The following is an 18921-nucleotide window of genomic DNA, read 5'->3' on the forward strand; positions in this document are numbered from 1 at the left end:
CGATACGACCGCGCCGGTAGCGCTTCGCCCATGACCTCCCCTCACACCATCGTCTTCGATCTCGACGGCACGCTTGTGGATACGGCGCCCGACCTGATCACCGCGTTAAATCACGTGCTCGACCGCGAAGGGCTGCCGCCCGTGCCGATGGCCTCGGCCCGCAACATGATCGGCGCCGGCGCCCGCAAGCTGATCGAACGGGGCCTGGAGGCCGAGGGTCGCACCGTCACCCCCGCAGACATGGACCGGATGACCGCCGATTTCATCGCCTATTATGCCGACCATATCGCGGTCGAATCCCGCCCATTCGAGGGACTCGAGGCCGCGCTCGACCATTTTGCCGCGCAGGGCCATCGCCTTGCGGTCTGCACCAACAAGCTGGAATGGTTGTCGCAGCGGCTTTTGGACCAGCTCGACCTCAGTCGCCGCTTCGCGGCGATCTGCGGCGCCGATACGTTCGGCGTCCAGAAGCCCGATCCGACCATTTTCCGCGAGACCGTGGCCCGCGCCGGCGGAGAGGTCAAAGCCTCCATCATGGTCGGTGACGCCGGAACCGATGTTGGCGTCGCCCGGCGGGCCGGCGTGCCCGTCATCGGGGTCAGCTTCGGCTATACGGACGTGCCGATCGCCGAACTGAAGCCGGACCGGCTGATACATCACATGCGCGACCTGCCCGCCGCAGCGCACAGCCTGATGAATACCCGGACTCCCGCAAGCCACTGATTAAGCTATATTATTCCGCAGAACCCCGCATTAACCATCTATTACCTATGCGCAGCCCGCCGGTTGCCTGCCCCAAACGACACTCCTAAGGTCCGGCTGGGGTAGGTGGCGGTTCATCGCAGAAATGGGTGGTCATGCGTCGTGTCATCGCGATTGCGTTAGCAGGAGCGAGCCTTGGTGGCTGCTCCTCGATGTCCTGGGACATGTTCAAATCGGCCCCGCCGACCGTCCAGGTCAGGCTCGAATCAAGTCCTCCGGGGGCTGACGCCACAACCTCGCTCGGTCCGGGCTGCAAGACCCCCTGCTCCGTCTCGGTTCCCGCCCCCGATGCTCCGTTTACGGTCGCTTTCGCGCTGGCCAAGTACCAGCCGGCGAACGTGCCGGTGAACGTGATCAAGAATCCCGGCGATTTCACCACGCCCGCCTCGGTGACCACCGACCCGAATCCGGTGTTCGCAGAGCTCCAGCCGGCCACTCCGCCCAAACCGATCCGCAAGCCGCACCGGCCAAAGAAGCCGAAACCGGCCGCTGCCGCAGCCCCGGCGGATGCCGCACAGACCGCGGCCTCGCCGTTCCCCGATCCGAACGCGGGCAAGCGCTGACCTTACGTATCCAACCCGATTGTCCTCGGCCAGCGCGATGCTTAGATTGCTTCCCAAGCACCGCTAAGCATCGGTGCGCGAGTCGCCCAAAGTGACAAGGCCTCCCGTATGAACGGATCTTCCGCGAGTCCCCTCGCCGCGCTGTCGAGCCCCATGACCGATCCGTTCGGGCGGACCATCAGCTATTTGCGCGTCTCCGTCACCGACCGCTGCGACCTGCGCTGCTTCTATTGCATGTCGGAGGACATGACGTTCCTGCCCAAGGCGGACCTGCTGACGCTGGAGGAACTCGATCGGCTCTGCTCGGCCTTCATCGCCAAGGGCGTGAAGAAGCTGCGGCTCACCGGCGGCGAGCCCTTGGTCCGCCGCAACGTGATGACGCTGGTGCGCTCGCTATCGCGGCATCTTTCCAGCGGCGCCCTGAACGAGCTGACGCTGACCACCAACGGCACCCAGCTTGCGAAACATGCGAGCGAGCTTGCCGATTGCGGCGTCCGCCGCATCAACGTCTCGCTCGACACGCTCGATCCGCGGAAGTTTCGCGAGATCACCCGCTGGGGCGAGATCGACAAGGTCCTGGAAGGCATCGAAGCCGCACGCGCCGCAGGGCTCAGCGTGAAGATCAACGCGGTGGCGCTGAAGAACCTCAACGAAGACGAACTGCCCGAGCTGATGCGCTGGGCCCATGGCAAGGGCATGGGCCTGACACTGATCGAGGTGATGCCGATGGGCGAGATCGGATCGGGACGGATCGACCAATATCTGCCGTTGTCGCTGGTGCGCGCCCGCCTCGCCCAGCAATTCACGCTGACGGATCTGGCCGAGACCACGGGCGGACCGGCGCGCTATGTCAGCGTCGCCGAGACCGGCGGCAAGCTCGGCTTCATCACGCCGATGACCCATAATTTCTGCGAGTCCTGCAACCGTGTGCGCATCACCTGCACGGGAACGCTGCACACCTGCCTCGGCCACGAGGATGCCTCGGATTTACGCAAACCTCTGCGTGCATCGAATGAGGATGTGCTGCTTGCGGATGCGATCGACCGCGCCATCGGGCTGAAGCCCAAGGGCCACGACTTCATCATCGACCGCCGCCACGACCGTCCCAGCGTCTCCAGGCACATGAGCGTCACCGGCGGGTAGTCCTTAACCTGCTCGCGGGTGTTATTCCCCTTAACTATCAACAAACTTCCAATTGACTGGCGGCACGCCCGCTGGTTTGGTGCGGCTGCCTTATGCCTGCGCGGCGAGACAAGCCACGCGCCAACTCGGCGCAGTCAAGACGGCCGGGGCACAATCGGGGAGGACCTATCGTTGCAAGCGCTCCTAAAGCTGAGCCGAGGAATTGACGCGTTCACGCGCTGGACGGGCAAACGCCTGGCGTGGTTGATCGTGGTCGCCGTCATCATTTCGGCGGTCAATGCGATCGTCCGCAAGACGTTCGACACGTCGTCCAATTCGTGGCTCGAGCTGCAATGGGTGCTGTTCAGCATCGTCTTCCTGCTGTGCTCGCCCTGGACGCTGCTCGATAACGAGCACATCCGCATCGACATCGTGAACAACGCGCTGCCGAAGACGGCTCGCAACGTCATCGACGTGATCGGTCACCTGTTCTTCCTCATTCCGCTGTGCATCGTCATGATCATCACGGGCGTGCCGTTCTTCGAGCGCTCGTTCCAGATCAACGAGCAATCCGGCAACGCCGGCGGTCTGCCGCAATGGCCCGCCAAATCCCTGATCATGATCGGGTTCGCTTTGCTGTTCGTTCAAGGCATCTCCGAGCTGATCAAGCGAATTGCGGTCATGCGCGGAATGATGCCGGACCCGCATGAATCCCAGGTGTCGGCGCTGGAGGCGGAAGTCGAGCATCTCGTCGAAGCGATCGAGAAGAAGTAGCCGTTGGCGACGGTTTAGGGGGAATTATGACCGCGTTTATCATCGCCAATATGGCGCCCATCATGTTCGCGTCGCTGGTCGTCATGCTGCTGCTCGGCTATCCCGCAGCATTCTCGCTCGGCGCTGTCGGCCTGTTCTACGCCGTGGTCGGCATCGAGCTCGGCGAGTTCCGCCCGGACTTTCTTCAGGCCCTTCCGGAGCGGGTCTACGGCGTGATGAACAACGACACGCTGCTCGCCATTCCGTTCTTCACCTTCATGGGATTGGTGCTGGAGCGGTCGGGCATGGCCGAGGACCTGCTCGACACCATCGGCCAACTGTTCGGTACCATCCGCGGCGGTCTCGCCTACGCGGTGGTGTTCGTCGGCGCCCTGCTGGCCGCGACGACGGGCGTGGTCGCCGCTTCCGTGATTTCGATGGGACTGATTTCGCTGCCCATCATGCTGCGCTACGGCTATGACCGCCGGGTCGCGACCGGCGTCATCGCCGCGTCCGGCACGCTCGCGCAGATCATTCCGCCCTCGCTCGTTCTGATCGTGATGGCCGACCAGCTCGGCAAATCCGTTGGCGACATGTACGAGGGCGCCTTCATCCCGGGCCTCGTGCTCGCCGGCCTCTACGCCGCTTACGCCTTCCTCGTCAGCATGATCTTCCCGAAAGCGACACCGGGCCTGCCGAAGGAGGCCATCGGCTTCCGTGAGGATGATGGCAGCCGCGGTCTTGTCTCGCTCGGCATGCTGTTCCTCGCCAGCTGCGTGTTCGGCTGGTTCATGATGCGCAATTCGGACACGCATGGCGCCGACTACGTCGTGCTCAGCATGTTCTACGGCATCATCTTCGCGTTCGTCGTCGCCGTGCTGAACTGGGTCATCCAGAAGCTCACCGGTTTCCGTTTTCTCTCGAAGATGGCGCAGCAGACCACCTTCGTCATGGTGCCGCCGCTGTTCCTGATCTTCCTGGTGCTGGGCACGATCTTCATCGGTATCGCGACCCCGACCGAAGGCGGCGCGATGGGCGCCACCGGCGCCCTCATCCTCGGTGCCGCGAAACGGCGGCTGAGCTGGGAACTGATCCGGCAGGCCACGGAATCGACCGCCAAGCTGTCGGCATTCGTCGTGTTCATCCTGGTCGGCGCCCGCGTGTTCTCGCTCACCTTCTACGGCGTCAACGGTCACGTCTGGGTCGAGCACCTGCTGACCTCCCTGCCCGGCGGCCAGGTCGGCTTCCTGATCTTCGTCAACGCGTTCGTGTTCGTGCTGGCCTTCTTCCTCGACTTCTTCGAGCTGGCCTTCATCGTGATCCCGCTGCTCGGACCTGCCGCCGAGCACCTCGGCATCGACCTGATCTGGTTCGGCGTCATTCTCGGCGTCAACATGCAGACCTCGTTCATGCATCCGCCGTTCGGCTTCGCGTTGTTCTATCTGCGATCGGTCGCGCCGAAGGAGCGATACACCGATCGCGTCACCGGCAAGAGGATGGATCCAGTCACCACGGGCCAGATCTACCAGGGGGCGATCCCGTTCGTCGTCATCCAGATCATCATGGTCGGCCTGGTGATCGCGTTCCCCGCGATGGTGATGCACTACAAGGGCGTCCAGACCAACATCGACCCCAACACGATCAAGATCGAGGTGCCCCAGATCGAGCTGCCGCCGCTGGATCTCGGACCGCCGCAGAAGTAAGCGGGGACGATACTCGCCGTCATGCTCCGCTCAAGCGGCGCATGACGCGCGACGGCGCACGTGACAAGCGCCGGAAACGCAGGCATACCGGGCCATCCTCCACCCCATGGATGGCCGCTCATGCCCCGCTTGCACCCTACTCGATCGCTCGTTGGCCCGTTGATCGCCTCGCTCTGGCTGGCATGTGCCGCCACGACGGCGCAGGCCGAGCCGATCGCCGATATCCATACGCTGGCACAAAACGAGCAGCAGCCGCTGCTCGACACCCTGCGCGATCTCGTCAACATCGAATCCGGCAGCAAGGACATCGAAGGCCTGAACCAGATCGCCGAGCGCGTTGCCGGCCAACTCAGGCAGCTCGGCGGCACGGTGGAGATCCTGCAACCCACCGACATCTATCGCCTCGACGACACGCCTGAGAAGGTCGGGCCCGCCGTGCACGCCGTGTTCAAGGGCACGGGCAGCAAGAAGATCATGCTGATCGCCCACATGGACACGGTGTACCTGAAGGGCATGCTGAAGGACCAGCCGTTCCGCATCGACGGCGACAAGGCTTACGGCCTCGGCATCGCCGACGACAAGCAGGGCGTCGCGCTCATTCTCCATACCGTGGCATTGCTGCAGAAGCTGAGCTTCAAGGATTACGGCACGCTCACGGTGCTCACGAACGGCGACGAGGAGATCTCCTCGCCCGGCTGGCGCAGCACCATCACCCGGTTCGCCGCGGATCAGGACGTGGTGTTCTCGTTCGAAGGCGGCGGGACCGACGGCACGCTGCGCCTCGCCACCAGCGGCATCGGTTCGGCCTATCTCACCGTGCATGGCAAGTCGTCACATGCCGGCGCAAGGCCTGAGGGCGGCGTGAATGCGCTGTACGAGCTCTCGCACCAGGTGCTCCAGATGAAGGACCTGTCCAAGCCCGAGCAAGGCCTGAAGCTGAACTGGACGGTCTCCAAATCCGGCACCAATCGCAATGTGATCCCTGCCGACGCCACGGCCCAGGCCGATGCGCGTGCGCTCAAGGTGGCCGACTTTGACGAGTTGGAGAAGGCGCTTCAGGACAAGATCAAGAATCGCCTGCTGCCCGAGTCCAAGGTCGCCCTGAAGTTCGAGGTGCGTCGCCCGCCGTTGGAGGCCAACGAGGCCTCGCGCCACGTGGCGGCCTACGGCAAGACGATCTATCAGGAGCTCGGAATGTCCCTCAAGGTCGACGAGAAGGCGACCGGCGGCGGCACCGACGCCGCGTTTGCCGCGCTCAAGACCAGAGGAGCCGTGGTGGAGGGCATGGGCCTGTCAGGCTTCGGTGCACACTCCAACGATGCCGAATATGTGCAGCTCAACAGCATCGTGCCGCGTCTGTATCTGGCCACACGCATGATCATGGATCTGTCCACCGGCAAGCTGAAATAGCGGTTGTTTTCTTCCTCCTCTCCTTGTGGGAGAGGGGTTGCTTCCGCGCACTTCATGGCTAAGGGAACTCGCGGAGCGAGACCCTCACCCGTCTCGCCGCTATCGCCATAGCCGATGCAAAGCATCGGCGTTATGAGGACGGCGGCCGAAGGCCGCCTACGCCACCCTCTCCCACACGGGGAGAGGGAAAAGAGACTGTCTCGTCCGCCAGCCGAAACCGCAGCGTGAACTCTGCGCCGCCGCCGGGGAGATTCTCCACCGCAACCGTCGCCGCATGATCGTCCGCGACCCCGCGCACGATCGAGAGCCCCAGGCCGGCGCCGTCGCTGCGCTGGCGGTCACGGCGCCAGAAGCGCTGGAAGATCAGCTCGCGCTCGGCCTCGGCGATGCCCGGACCGCAATCGCGCACGCGCACTGAGCCGTCCTCGCCCACCTCGACCTCGACGGCGGTATCCCTGGCCGTGAACTTGATGGCGTTTTCGGCGAGGTTGAAGATTGCGCGCTGAAGCATCTCCGAATTGCCGTGGATCATGACCGGCGCGTCGCTGCCCCGCAGGGCGATGTCCTTGTGCTGGGCGATCGCGAGCGGGGCGATCGCGCCGACCACCTCGGCGCAGACGGCGCGCAAGTCAGCGGTCTCGCCGGGATCGAGCACCAGCGTGTCGAGCTCGGCGATCTCCAGCAGCTGGGCGACGATCCGGCTCATGGCTTCGATGTCGGCATGCAGCGCCTGGCGTGCCGCGCCATCGCCAAGCGTCTCGATCCGCGTGCGCAGGATCGTGAGCGGCGTGCGCAGTTGATGCGCGGCGTCGGCCGTGAACTGCCGCTGCAGCCGAAAGCCGTCCTCGAGGCGGTCGAGCGCCTGGTTGACGGCGGTGACGAGCGGCATGATCTCGCGCGGGATCTGCTTGGTCGGCAGGCGGATGTCGGTGCGCGCCGGGCCGATATTGCTGGCCTCCTCCGAGGCCCTCCACAGCGGCGCGATCGCGCGGCGGAAGATGATGATGTCGGTTGCGAGCAGGACCAGAAGGATCGGGATGGTGATCCACCCGACCCGCCGGAAGAAATTCGAAATGATGTCGTCGATGATGACGTCGCGATGCGCGAGATCCTCGGCGACCCGGATGCGTATCATCTTGCCGTCGATGATCCGGGTGACGCCAGCGCCGGAGATCGTCTCGGACGGCCGAAGAGCTGCGGCACCGGCCCGCCGGTGCGAGGAAAACAGCAGCCGGCCCTCGCCATCGCGAATATCGTATTGATAGCGGCCGTAAGCGTCCGAATAGAGCCCGCGCAGGCTGTCGGGCAGGTTGAACGTCAGCGAGCCATCCGGCTGGGCGACGATGCGCTCCGCCAGCACCTCGGCCTGGGCGCGCATGCCGTCGCGGTGCAACTGGTCGATCTCGGAATTGAGCAGCCAGAACAGCACCAGCGGCAGGACGATCGCAACCATCGCGACCGCGACGATGTGCAGGAAGACGATCCGCCAGATCAGCGATTTGAACGTGAGCGATCTGACATGGCCGCCGGCAGCCATGCTATTTTTCCTCGGCCATGAGATAGCCGACGCCGCGGATGGTGTGGATCACCACCTTGGCGCCGTGCTCAGTGAGCTGCTTGCGCAGCCGCGAGACGTAGACCTCGACCGCATTGGAGGCGACCTCGCCTTCGAGCCCGAAGATGTGGTCCTCGACGTTCTTCTTCGGCACCACCCGCCCCTGCCGGCGCAGCAGGATCTCCAGCACCGAGGTCTCGCGCGCGGAGATGATCCGCGGCTGGTCGTCGACGAAGATCTGGCGGCTCTCGGTGTCGTAGACGAGATTGGCAAGGCGCAGCGAGCGGCCGAGCAGCTGGCCCGGCCGGCGCAGGATCGCCTCCAGCCGCGCCACCAGTTCCTCCATCGCGAACGGCTTTGCGAGATAGTCGTCGGCGCCGCTGCGCAGGCCGTTGACGCGGTCCTGCAGGCCGCCGCGCGCGGTCAGCACCAGGACCGGCAGCGGCTCCATCTTAAGGCGCAGCTCGCGCAGCACCGACAGACCGTCGCCGTCGGGCAGGCCGAGGTCGAGGATCATCGCGGCATAGCTGACGCTGCCCACGGCCTCGCGCGCCTCGGCGGCGCTTCCGACGATGTCGCTCTCATAGCCGGCTGCCGCCAGCCCGCCGGCCACGAGCCGCGACAGCTCGACATTGTCCTCGACGATCAGAAGGCGCATCAAACTCCCGCCGGATGTTCCGGTGTGTAACCGCGCGGCTCGCGCCGCATCTGGGCCCTTTTCCAGCATTCGGGAGGCCTCGGCCAGCAAAAAAGCACCCAGCGGAACCGGTCACCGGTCAGGTTGGTGTAAGCCAATCAGGTGTGCACTCGTAAGGCGGGGACGGCGGACGTAGCAAGCTGGCCCTTTTAGCCCCGCCCCTCGAAATAGGCGCAAAGCAGGGTCGTCTCCTTTTGGGCTATGGATTTCCGAAAGAGCCGGCACTTGAAACGGCGGTCCTTCCCCTCTCCGCTCTCGATCAGGAACATGCATTCACTGCAAACGTCACTCCGGTGACGGCGCTTGGCAACATCGAGCCCAATCAGGACGCGGCGAAGTGTATCGCGCAGCCGAGATTGATCGGGAAGCTCAAGGGCCACAAGCTGATCGCGCAGGGCGTTAATCGGATCGCGCTCCAGGAACCTCTCGCCTTCACTTGTAAGGCAGAGCGAAATCGAGCGCTTATCCTCTGCAGATGGCTTGCGGACCATCAGTCCCTTGCTCTGCAGTACGGCGGCAATCTGCGATGCGGCGCTGCGGGGCGTGCCCAAAAAGCTGGCGAGAGCAGTCGGCGTCCGCGAAAACCTGTTTGCGCGAGCGAGAAAGCGCAACGCCATCCATTCGCGATCGCTAAGACCCGAACGATTACCTTCAAAAAGCCAACTGTCGGCAGATTGTATCAGGAGTTGTACGATCTCAATTGCCATGCTCATCGATAAGTCCCACGGGAAACGGCCGCCCTGGCATCTCGATCAAAGATCGAGAGCCGCCGTGTCAGGTGAAAGCTGAATTCCCGTCGGAACTGGTTGAGTCCGGTATACCGTACCGTGAAGTCGGAACGACGGTGAACGAACCGCCGCGACTTCAGTCCGATTGCCGGATTCCGATAGCCTGATCGTTCCGCGAAAGGAACACCGAAGAACTACGCATCACGCTAGCGTTGAGATGGCACCAAATCTCGCGCGTTCGATTGACATCGACAGCCTCTGCCCCGCACCGCTGATGAGCAGGCATCGAGAGGTCAGAGCGCTCTTGTCAGGTTCGTGTAAGCCATGGCCGCGGACAGGTCGTAGGATGGATAGAGCGCAGCGAAACCCCATCCTGCGGACCGATCCGCTTCAAACAGAGACTCCGGCAGAACTCAAACGAGAGCAACACATGCACCTGTTCAGATTCACACTCGCATCCGCCTTCTGCCTGATGACGACGTTCGCCCAGGCGGCCGGCTTTCGCTTCATCACGGTGCCGGCCGAGGCCGGCTTGCCAGCATTCCAGACGGCCGTGTGGTCGCCGTGCCAGGAGCAGGCGAGCGAGGTCAAACTTCGCACGATCACTTTGCCTGCGACGCGGGACTGTGCGGTCTCAGGTGACAAGCTGCCATTGATCGTGATCTCGCATGGCTATGGGGGATCTTTCATCGGCCATCATGACACGGCCGCGGTGTTCGCCGATGCCGGGTTCGTCGTCGTCGCACTCGACCATCCGGTCGACGCCGGCGGCGGCGACATGAGCCGCGCGGACACGCTCGCCGCATTGACGGAGCGACCGGCCGACATCACGAGATTGATCGACCATATGCTCACCGCATGGTCCGATCATGCGAAACTCGACCGCGACCATGTCGGGTTCTTTGGTTTTTCGAGAGGCGGCTACACTGGCCTGGTGGTCGCGGGCGCCAATCCCGATCTGCGAAAGGCCATCGCCTTGTGCCCGGAAAATTCTCCGAAACCCAGCTGCGCCGAACTGCGACGAAGCGAGATCCCGGCACAAGCATTGGCGCATGACCCGCGCGTCAAGGCCCTTGTCGTTGCCGACCCCGCCTTCGGTCCATTGTTCGACCGGGAGGCTCTGAAGGACGTAAAAATTCCGATCCAGCTTTGGGCGTCCGCGCTGAGTGGAGACGACAAGACCGGCGGCGAAGTCACGCTGGACTCTGTTTCACTGATCGAGCGCGACCTGCCGGTCAAACCCGACTATCATCTCGTGCCGAATGCCGGTCATTTTGCATTCCTTCCGCCCTGCACGCCGGATCTGGCGAAGAAGCGTCCCGACATCTGCACCGACAGACCTGGGTTCGACCGCGCCGCCTTTCACGAGCAGCTCAACGCCGCCGCCCTGGCCTTCTTCCGAACGCATCTGGCAGGGACCGATCGGCCGTGAAGGGGCGCGATTGTCTTGCGCCGAAGCGGACAGGTGAGCTCAGAATTACGAAGGTCTCTTCTTTGCCATCACCCGAACCAAGCTCAGGAACTTCTTCAGGACCGGCGACGGATCATCTCGCCGCCAGGCCAACCCGAGAAAAGCCTTTGGAGAGGCATCTGCAAGACGGCGATAAGTGACCCCCTTGATACGGGCGCTCTGCATCGTCGACGGCACAAGTGCGATGCCCAGCCCGGCCGCGACCAAGCCAAGAGTGGACGTAATTCGGGGCGCCGGCTGGCCCAGGCGAGGCGTAAACCCCGCCGCTCGACACGCCGCCATGGTCTCGTCGTGCAGACCGGTCCCCGCCGGACCGATCATGATGAATTGGTCGCTTGCCAGACCTTTCAGCGAGACAGTTTTCGATCTGGTCCTTGCCAAGGGGTGATGACTTGGCAGCGCCGCGATCAACGGCTCCTCTTGAAGAAGTGTCACCACGACTCCGTTTGCATGCACTTGAGGAGCACGTACGAATGCCACGTCCATCTGATCGTTGTTGAACTGAGCAACGATCTCGTTGCTGAGCCCTTCGTGCAAAACCAGCGAAACCATCGGAAATCTTTCACGGAACGTGCGGATGGCGTCGGGAACGAGTGGGTTGAACGGCGCAGTTGGTGCGATGCCGATGCATAGAGTACCTTGCTCACCCCGTGCTGCACGGCGCGTTGTTTCGATCGCGCGATCGAACTGCACGAGGACGGCTTTGGCCTCGCGAAGGAGTGCCTGACCCGCGATGGTCAATTCGACGCCACGAGAGGAACGACGGAAAAGCTGAACGTTCATTTCTCGTTCCATCAAGCTGATTTGGCGACTCAGGGGCGGCTGCTGCATGTCGAGGCGCTCTGCTGCACGCGTGATGTGCTTTTCTTCAGCGACGGCAATGAAATATCGAAGGCGCCGGAGATCCATGGACATACCCAAAAAGTATCACGATCGCTCCGAGCATATCATAGCGAACGTCCGCTCAAAGTGCGATATCTGCCGTCACCTGGCTCGGAGGAGAACGGTATGCCATTGCAAAGGCGTGATCTCCTGAAAATCGCATTTGCCACGATCGCGACGGCGGCGGCTGTGCCACGGATCGCGTTGGCCGCTGAAAGTTATCCGACGCGAAGTGTGCGCCTCATAGTGGGATTTCCCGTCGGAGGACCAGTCGACATCGCGGGCCGAGTGATTGCTCCTTGGCTTTCCGAGCGCTTGGGCCAGCCCTTCATCGTCGAAAACCAACCGGGCGAGAGCGGAAATGTCGCCACCAGATCCGTCGTCAAGGCAGAACCTGACGGCCACACGCTTCTCGTCTGCGGGCCGGTGAACACGATCAACACGACCCTCTTCAAAGAGCTCGACTTCGATTTTGGTCGCGATATCACGCCAGTTGCGGGTCTTTACCAAGTCCCGCTTGTCATCGAGGTGCATCCTTCCGTTCCGATCAGGACGGTTTCGGAGCTGGTTGCCTACGCCAAGGCCAATCCCGGAAAGCTCAAGGTCGGATTTGCCGGCCGAGGCACGCCACAGCACATCGGCATCGAGCTGTTCAAGACCATGACAGGCATAGACGTCACGCTCGTACCCTATCTCGGCTCAAGACCCGCGCTCTCGGACCTTCTGGCCGGCAGCATCCACGCAATGTTCGACCCAATGCCTTCGTCGATTGCGCACATCAAGCGGGGCGAACTTGTCCCGATCGCAGTGACAACTCTGAGCAGATCGGAAAGCCTCCCCGACGTGCCGATTGCTGCCGACACCGTCGCAGGCTACGAGGCAGGATCGTGGTTCGGCATAGGCGCGCCGCGAGCAACACCGAAAGATATCGTCGATAAGCTAAATGCCGAGGTCAACGCTGCACTTGCGACCCCGAGCATCAAGCAGAAGCTTGCAGAGCTCGGAGGGAACATGATGCCCGGCTCACAGGCACAATTCGAGCAGTTCATCGTGCAAGAAACTGAGAAATACGCCGGCGTCATCCGCTTGGCAGGACTTGCAGCGAAGTGAGAGGTTTCCGCTCATAGCCCCAAGCCGATCGGTTTGGCCCTTCTCGCAAGGACCTCTTGCGCCTTCGTGGTGGCCTCTGGCGGCTTGTGGGCCTACAGCGGACCTCTGAAAGCGTAGAGAGCGACGCCAGCGGCTGCCCTAACCTGACTTCGTATGGTGCTCCTGAAAAGCAACTCTGAGTTCAGCCAGCTCGTCGTTTGTTGCTCCTCGCTCTGCCTCAACTCGACTGGCAGGTACGTCCATGTACGCGATCGGCTGATCGAACTGACAAGCCGTGAGTCGTACCGCCGCCCCTCGATCCGGTTGTAAAAATGATCGCCTTGCGGCAGAGGCGTCTTCAGCAACTCGCCGCCAAAGAGGTCATGAATGAGCAGCGCGGTGACGTTGCATTGCCCCGCCGCCGGATTATCCGTGGTCCATTGGCTGGCCGTCGACAATGACCATGCCTTGCGCAGTGCGCCTTGAACCTCATCGGGATCGAACTCCATGGTCACTCCCAGGGATCGGCCAAGGATCGCCCAAGGATCGGCACCGCGACAGGATTTTCGGATTTTTCGATGATGGCTTTTTGCCACTGTGTTGCCCGACGAGTCAAGCGGCTTCGCAATTCGCAGCATCGGACGAGCGAAACGAATCCGTCGCTCGGTGGTCCCTCCCCCCACTTTCGCTCTCAAAACGCAGCGCGGGCCGCGGCCGCGCGAGGATCGTCGCATCCCGCTGATTTACGTCGACGTATCAGTCTGTTGGCAACATCGACAGGACGTACCGCCGCGACCTCTCGTCTACTGTGCATGGGGTTGTTTTTGCATATTTTGTCTGGCACTCTCCAAACGCGGAGATGACAACGCCCCGGAGCCTTCGCTCCGGGGCGTTGCAGGCAACAGCTGGCGTGATCAGCTCTGCGAGCGCCGCGCCATGAAGATGTCGTAGCCGACCTCGGCGACCTGGAACCAGGCGTAGCCGTCGCTCGTGAACTTGGCGAGGGAATCGTGCACCTTCTTGAAGTTGGCGTTGGTCGCGCCGACTTCGGCGTGCAGCTCCTTGGCGGCCTTGTGGCAGGCATCCATGATCGACGGCGAGAAGGCGTGCAGCTTGGTGCCGCCCGCAAGCAGCTTCTTCAGCGCCAGCGGATTGGCGTTGTCGTAGCGCGCCATCATGTAGTTGTTGGCGTAATGGCCGGCCTGCTCCAGCACGCTTTGGTAATATTTCGGCAGCGCGTTCCACTTGTCGAGGTTGACGAAGGCGAGCAGCATCGGTCCGCCTTCCCACCAACCGGGATAGTAGTAGTGCGGCGCGATCTTGTAGAAGCCGAGCTTCTCGTCGTCATAGGGGCCGACCCATTCGGCGGCGTCGATGGTGCCCTTCTCCAGCGCGGGATAGATATCGCCGCCGGCGAGCTGCTGCGGCACCACGCCGAGCTTCTGGAGCACGCGGCCCGCAAAGCCGCCAATGCGGAATTTCATGCCCTTCATGTCGTCGGGCGTGTTGACCTCCTTCCTGAACCAGCCGCCCATCTGGCAGCCGGTGTTGCCCGCGAGCAGCGAGACGACATTGTAGCCCTTGTAGAACTCGTTGAGCACGTCGCGCCCGCCGCCCAGCATGTACCAGGCTTGGTTGATGCGCATGTTGGGACCGAACGGCACGGCCGAGCCGAAGGTGAAGGTCGGGTCCTTGCCGAAATAGTAATAGGACGCAGTGTGGCCGATCTCGCAGGTGCCGTTCTGCACGGCGTCGAGCACCTGGAGACCCGGCACGATCTCGCCGGCGGCGAAGATCTGGATCTGGAATTTGTTGTCGGTCGCTTCCGCGACCATCTTGCACATCATCTCGGCGCCGCCGAACAGCGTATCGAGCGATTTCGGCCAGCTCGTCGGCATGCGCCATTTGATTTCCGGCATCGACTGCGCGATCGCGGGCGCCGCGAGCGTGGCGGCGCCGGCCGCACCAAGTCCCGTGACCTTGATGAAGTCTCTTCTCTTCATGATTTCCTACCCTGATGGATCTGCTTGTTGGGCCTTCTTGCCGAGGCTTGGGGGACAGCATGGAGCATCGCCGGGCTGAATGCCATCCCGATCGCACTGCGGCAAAGAAAAAGCCCGGCCTCCTTGAGGAGGCCGGGCTACTCGTCTTACGACTTAAGCCGTAGATCAGCCGCGGGTGCGCGAGCGGATCATGAAGCTGTCGTAGGTGTACTCGGCGACCTGCCACCACAGATATTCGTCGGAGCGGTAGGCCTGCATGGCGTCGATCGACTTCTTGAAGTCGGCGTTCTTGCCCGAGATCTCAGCCCACAGCTCGTTGGTCGCCTTGAGGCAGGCTTCCAGCACCTCGTTGGTGAAGGGACGCAGCTGGGTACCGCCGGCGACCAGACGCTTCAGCGCCGCCGGGTTCTGCATGTCGTAACGCGCGGCCATCCAGCTGTTGGCGTTGGCCGTCGCGTTGGTGAGGATCGCCTGATAGTTCTTCGGCAGCGCATTCCACTTTTCCAGGTTGGCGAAGGCGTGGACGGTCGGACCGCCTTCCCAGAAGCCCGGATAATAGTAGTACTTGGCGACCTTGGCGAAGCCGAGCTTCTCGTCATCGTAGGGACCGACCCACTCGGCCGCGTCGATGGTGCCCTTCTCCAGTGCCGGATAGATGTCACCGCCGGCGAGCTGCTGCGGCACCACGCCGACCTTCTGAAGCACCTGGCCGGCAATGCCGCCGATGCGCATCTTCAGGCCGGAGAGGTCGGCAACGGTCTTGATCTCCTTGCGGAACCAGCCGCCCATCTGGGTGCCGGTGTTGCCGCAGGGAAAGCCGATCACGTTCGACTTCTTGAAGAACTCGTTGGCGAGCTCGTTGCCGCCGCCCTGATAGAGCCACGAATTCTGCTGGCGCGCATTGAGGCCGAACGGCACCGAGGCGAAGATCGCGAAGGTCGGGTCCTTGCCGACATAGTAGTAGGACACCGTGTGGCACATCTCGACCGTGCCGCTCGAGGTCGCATCCAGCGCCTGCAGGCCGGGGACGATTTCACCGGCGGCGAACACCTGGATCTGGAACTTGTTGTCAGTCATCTCGGCGACGTATTTCGCCACCTGCTCGGCGCCGCCATAGATGGTGTCGAGCGACTTCGGGAAGCTCGAAGTCAGGCGCCACTTCACCTCGGGCGAGGACTGCGCGATTGCCGGCGAGGCCACTGCGGTCGCCGCCGCGCCTGCTGCCGACACTTTGAGAAAATCACGACGCTTCATCTTCATCTCTCTCCTTGCTGGGGCGTTTCCCCTCAACTTCTCTTTTGCCGCCGCTCATTCCGGCGACGCGTGAAGGCCGCGTCGAACCGAAGGGGCTTGACTGCCGTGGGCCTTTAACACGGAAGCCCCGCTTGCGGAACGCGACAATGGCATGACGGGGCTCTACGAAAGTCGCATGTCCCCGGAGCTTGCCGCGGCGGCCGGTTCAGGCCGCGGCGATGACACCCTTGAGCTGGTCCCGGACCTGACCTGCAATGGCGCGGTAGATCGCCGCATGAGGTCCGTCCGGCTCGCTGTCGACCACGGGATTGCCGGCATCCGAGGTGGCGCGAATCGCCATGTGCAGCGGGATCTCGCCCAGGAACGGGACTCCAAGCTTCTCGGCCTCGTGCCGCGCCCCGCCATGGCCGAAAATGTCCGACTTGGTGCCGCAATGTGGGCACTGGAAGTAGCTCATGTTCTCGACGATGCCGAGCACGGGCACGTTGACCTTCTTGAACATGGCAAGCCCCCGTCTTGCGTCGATCAGGGACAGGTCCTGCGGGGTCGAGACGATCACCGCGCCCTTCAGCGGCACGTTCTGCGCCAGCGTGAGCTGGGCATCGCCGGTGCCCGGCGGCATGTCGACGACCAGCACGTCGAGCTTGCCCCACTCGACGTCGCGCAGCATCTGCGTCACCGCCGACATCACCATGGGACCGCGCCAGATCATCGCGGTCTCCTCCTCCACCAAAAAGCCGATCGACATGATGGCGAGGCCAAAGCGCCGGAGCGGAATCATCTTGCGCTCGTCGTTCAGCTCCGGCTTGTCGCGCAGGCCGGTCAGCCGCGGCACCGACGGGCCGTAGATGTCGGCGTCGAGCAACCCGACCTTGAGGCCGAGGTCGCGCAGGCCAAGCGCCAGATTGAGCGCGGTGGTCGACTTGCCCACCCCGCCCTTGCCGGAGGCGACCGCGATCACGGCGGCGACGCCGGGGATCTCAGACTGCCGCGCCATCGGCGATTGGCCACCCTGCGGCGGCTTATGAGCATGGACCGGCTGCACGCCTGGCGTTCCGCGGCTCGGCTGCGGGGGTGGCGGCGGCGCGGAGCCTGGCTTGCGCTCGGCGGTGAGCGCCACCATCGCGGTGGTGACGCCGGGAATGGCGCGGACGGCGGCTTCCGCTTCGGCCCGGACGGACTCCCATGCCCGCGCCTCGGCGGCATCGACATTGATCGAGAAGAACACCTTGCCGTCAGAGGCGCTGATAGCGCTCAGCACGTTGGCATTGGTGAGCGCGACCCCGCGCGGCGACTTGATCCGGCCAAGGCTGTCGAGAACCTGTTGCTGCGTCACGCTCAAAGCGCATCTCCTGATTTCAAGATGCCCCATTAGAGCGGAAACGCCCAAAAGGCTACTGCCTGCCGATATCGTCAGCCATCTCCGCGGGCGCCGCCCCCTGCTCCCTGGCCGCCTCGTAATTCAGCTCGATCATCACCCCGTTGGGATCGTGGACGAAGATCTGCCAGAGCTCGCCGCCGGGCACCTGGCGGGACTCGAACTTCATCCCCTTGGACGCCAGCCGCTGCTTCATACCGTCAAAGCCGCGGCTGACGAAGGCGACATGGTGGACAACGCCGGAATCCGGCTTTTGTGGCTCGGCGGACGGAGAAATATCGACGAGGTGCACCACCGGTTTCCCCTCGCTGTACATCCAGGCGCCCGGGAAGGCGAAATTCGGCCGGGCGCCATTTTCCAGGCCCAGCACGTCTTCGTAGAAGCGGACCGTCTCGGCCAGTTTCCGGGTTCGGATGTTGAAATGATCGAGCACGCCCACGCTCACGCCGCCCAAACCCATGCCCATGCCTTCGCTCCCTTTTTTGAAGTCCTTGAGGTCGGCCATCCTAGCACAGGGGACCGCCAAACGAAGCCGTTGCCCTCTGGCCTCAAGGGTTTATGGTGCGCCCCAATCCGCCCTCACGGCGGAACCAGGCGCCCTGCTCGCCCGGCAAGAACCGTAAAACCCAAACTACGGACAAGGTACCATACATGGCAAAAGTCGCTTTCCTCGGTCTCGGTGTCATGGGCTTCCCCATGGCCGGACACCTCGTGAAAAAAGGGGGCCATGAGGTCACCGTCTATAACCGGACCGCGGCCAAGGCGAAGGAGTGGGCGGACAAGTTCGGCGGCAAGACCGCACCGACCCCGAAGGCCGCCGCCGAAGGCCAGGATTTTGTGATGTGCTGCGTCGGCAACGACAACGATCTGCGCGCGGTCACGATCGGACCCGACGGCGCTTTTGCCGGCGTCGAGAAGGGCGCAACCTTCGTAGACCACACCACCGCTTCGGCCGAAGTCGCGCGCGAGCTCGATGCGGCCGCGACCAAGGCCGGCTTCAAGTTCATCGATGCTCCCGTCTCCGGCGGCCAGGCCGGCGCCGAGAACGGCGTGCTGACAGTGATGTGCGGCGGCGCGCAGGACGCCTATGCCGGTGCCGAGCCGATCATCACAGGCGCCTATGCGCGGATGTGCAAACTGCTCGGCCCCGCCGGCGCCGGCCAGCTGACGAAGATGGTCAACCAGATCTGCATCGCCGGTCTGGTGCAGGGTCTTTCCGAAGGTATCCACTTCGCCAAGAAGAGTGGCCTCGACGTCGCCGCAGTGATCGAGACCATCTCAAAAGGGGCCGCGCAGTCCTGGCAGATGGAGAATCGCTACAAGACCATGAACGAGGGCAAGTACGATTTCGGCTTCGCGGTCGAATGGATGCGCAAGGACCTCTCGATCTCGCTGGCTGAAGCCCGCCGCAACGGCGCCAATCTGCCGGTGACTGCGCTGGTCGACCAGTTCTACGCCGAAGTCGAGAAGATGGGCGGCAAGCGCTGGGATACGTCCAGTTTGCTCGCACGCCTGCAACGCTGAGGAACGTGTCGACGGTCGCGGCCGGGC

18 protein-coding genes are annotated in these 18921 nt (G+C 63.2%); 9 read left to right on the forward strand and 9 right to left on the reverse strand.

Going from position 1 to position 18921, the window contains the following annotated elements; all coding sequences use genetic code 11:
- Positions 1–30: 30 nt before the first annotated feature.
- The 6 genes from BLV07_RS20150 to BLV07_RS20175 all read left to right on the forward strand — a co-directional run bounded on the left by BLV07_RS20150 (position 31) and on the right by BLV07_RS20175 (position 6313).
- Positions 31–723: an HAD family hydrolase gene (locus BLV07_RS20150; RefSeq protein WP_091888750.1), complete on the forward strand. Its 693-nt coding sequence runs from the start codon at positions 31–33 to the stop codon at positions 721–723.
- 134 nt (positions 724–857) lie between these two features.
- Entirely contained in the window at positions 858–1325 is a 468-nt protein-coding gene (locus BLV07_RS20155) for a hypothetical protein (RefSeq protein ID WP_091888751.1), read from the forward strand.
- Between the two features lie 108 nt (positions 1326–1433).
- Positions 1434–2468: a GTP 3',8-cyclase MoaA gene (gene moaA / locus BLV07_RS20160; protein ID WP_091888753.1), complete on the forward strand. Its 1035-nt coding sequence runs from the start codon at positions 1434–1436 to the stop codon at positions 2466–2468.
- A gap of 171 nt (positions 2469–2639) precedes the next feature.
- Positions 2640–3221 carry a TRAP transporter small permease subunit gene (locus tag BLV07_RS20165; protein ID WP_091888755.1) on the forward strand — a complete coding sequence of 194 codons (582 nt, stop codon included), beginning with the start codon at positions 2640–2642 and terminating at the stop codon, positions 3219–3221.
- 26 nt (positions 3222–3247) lie between these two features.
- Entirely contained in the window at positions 3248–4903 is a 1656-nt protein-coding gene (locus BLV07_RS20170) for a TRAP transporter large permease (protein WP_091888757.1), read from the forward strand.
- A 120-nt stretch (positions 4904–5023) separates the two neighbouring features.
- Positions 5024–6313 (forward strand): M20/M25/M40 family metallo-hydrolase, encoded by a 1290-nt coding sequence (locus BLV07_RS20175; RefSeq protein WP_176945649.1) that lies wholly within the window; start codon positions 5024–5026, stop codon positions 6311–6313.
- Between the two features lie 130 nt (positions 6314–6443).
- On the opposite strand, the gene BLV07_RS20180 is transcribed toward BLV07_RS20175, so the two are convergent.
- The 3 genes from BLV07_RS20180 to BLV07_RS20190 all read right to left on the reverse strand — a co-directional run bounded on the left by BLV07_RS20180 (position 6444) and on the right by BLV07_RS20190 (position 9278).
- Positions 6444–7850, reverse strand: coding sequence for an ATP-binding protein (locus tag BLV07_RS20180; RefSeq protein WP_091888761.1), 1407 nt, complete (start codon positions 7848–7850; stop codon positions 6444–6446).
- A gap of 1 nt (position 7851) precedes the next feature.
- Positions 7852–8526 (reverse strand): response regulator transcription factor, encoded by a 675-nt coding sequence (locus tag BLV07_RS20185; protein ID WP_091888763.1) that lies wholly within the window; start codon positions 8524–8526, stop codon positions 7852–7854.
- A gap of 188 nt (positions 8527–8714) precedes the next feature.
- A complete protein-coding gene (locus BLV07_RS20190; RefSeq protein WP_091888765.1) occupies positions 8715–9278 on the reverse strand; it encodes a MarR family winged helix-turn-helix transcriptional regulator in 564 nt (187 codons plus the stop codon).
- Positions 9279–9723: 445 nt separating this feature from the next.
- Between BLV07_RS20190 and BLV07_RS20195 the strand changes: the two genes are divergently transcribed.
- A complete protein-coding gene (locus tag BLV07_RS20195) occupies positions 9724–10725 on the forward strand; it encodes an alpha/beta hydrolase family protein (protein WP_091888767.1) in 1002 nt (333 codons plus the stop codon).
- A 45-nt stretch (positions 10726–10770) separates the two neighbouring features.
- On the opposite strand, the gene BLV07_RS20200 is transcribed toward BLV07_RS20195, so the two are convergent.
- The gene (locus BLV07_RS20200) at positions 10771–11673 is read right to left on the reverse strand and encodes a LysR family transcriptional regulator (RefSeq protein ID WP_176945650.1); all 903 of its coding nucleotides are present in this window, start codon (positions 11671–11673) and stop codon (positions 10771–10773) included.
- A 99-nt stretch (positions 11674–11772) separates the two neighbouring features.
- Between BLV07_RS20200 and BLV07_RS20205 the strand changes: the two genes are divergently transcribed.
- Complete coding sequence (locus BLV07_RS20205) at positions 11773–12756, forward strand: Bug family tripartite tricarboxylate transporter substrate binding protein (protein ID WP_091888771.1); 984 nt, start codon at positions 11773–11775, stop codon at positions 12754–12756.
- A 92-nt stretch (positions 12757–12848) separates the two neighbouring features.
- Here the strand turns inward: BLV07_RS20205 and BLV07_RS20210 are convergent, their stop codons facing one another.
- The 5 genes from BLV07_RS20210 to BLV07_RS20230 form a co-directional block, all read right to left on the reverse strand.
- On the reverse strand, positions 12849–13244 hold the full coding sequence (locus BLV07_RS20210) for a YunG family protein (RefSeq protein WP_349525186.1): 396 nt from the start codon (positions 13242–13244) through the stop codon (positions 12849–12851).
- 405 nt (positions 13245–13649) lie between these two features.
- Positions 13650–14738: a TRAP transporter substrate-binding protein gene (locus BLV07_RS20215; protein WP_091888772.1), complete on the reverse strand. Its 1089-nt coding sequence runs from the start codon at positions 14736–14738 to the stop codon at positions 13650–13652.
- A gap of 165 nt (positions 14739–14903) precedes the next feature.
- Positions 14904–15992 (reverse strand): TRAP transporter substrate-binding protein, encoded by a 1089-nt coding sequence (locus BLV07_RS20220; RefSeq protein WP_091888831.1) that lies wholly within the window; start codon positions 15990–15992, stop codon positions 14904–14906.
- 205 nt (positions 15993–16197) lie between these two features.
- Positions 16198–17334 carry an Mrp/NBP35 family ATP-binding protein gene (locus BLV07_RS20225; protein WP_176945651.1) on the reverse strand — a complete coding sequence of 379 codons (1137 nt, stop codon included), beginning with the start codon at positions 17332–17334 and terminating at the stop codon, positions 16198–16200.
- 52 nt (positions 17335–17386) lie between these two features.
- Entirely contained in the window at positions 17387–17824 is a 438-nt protein-coding gene (locus BLV07_RS20230; RefSeq protein ID WP_091888833.1) for a VOC family protein, read from the reverse strand.
- Positions 17825–18021: 197 nt separating this feature from the next.
- Between BLV07_RS20230 and BLV07_RS20235 the strand changes: the two genes are divergently transcribed.
- Positions 18022–18894, forward strand: coding sequence for an NAD(P)-dependent oxidoreductase (locus tag BLV07_RS20235; RefSeq protein ID WP_091888776.1), 873 nt, complete (start codon positions 18022–18024; stop codon positions 18892–18894).
- Positions 18895–18921: the final 27 nt, after the last annotated feature.

Origin of the sequence: Bradyrhizobium sp. Rc2d (assembly GCF_900099855.1) — a bacterium.
Lineage (GTDB): Bacteria > Pseudomonadota > Alphaproteobacteria > Rhizobiales > Xanthobacteraceae > Bradyrhizobium.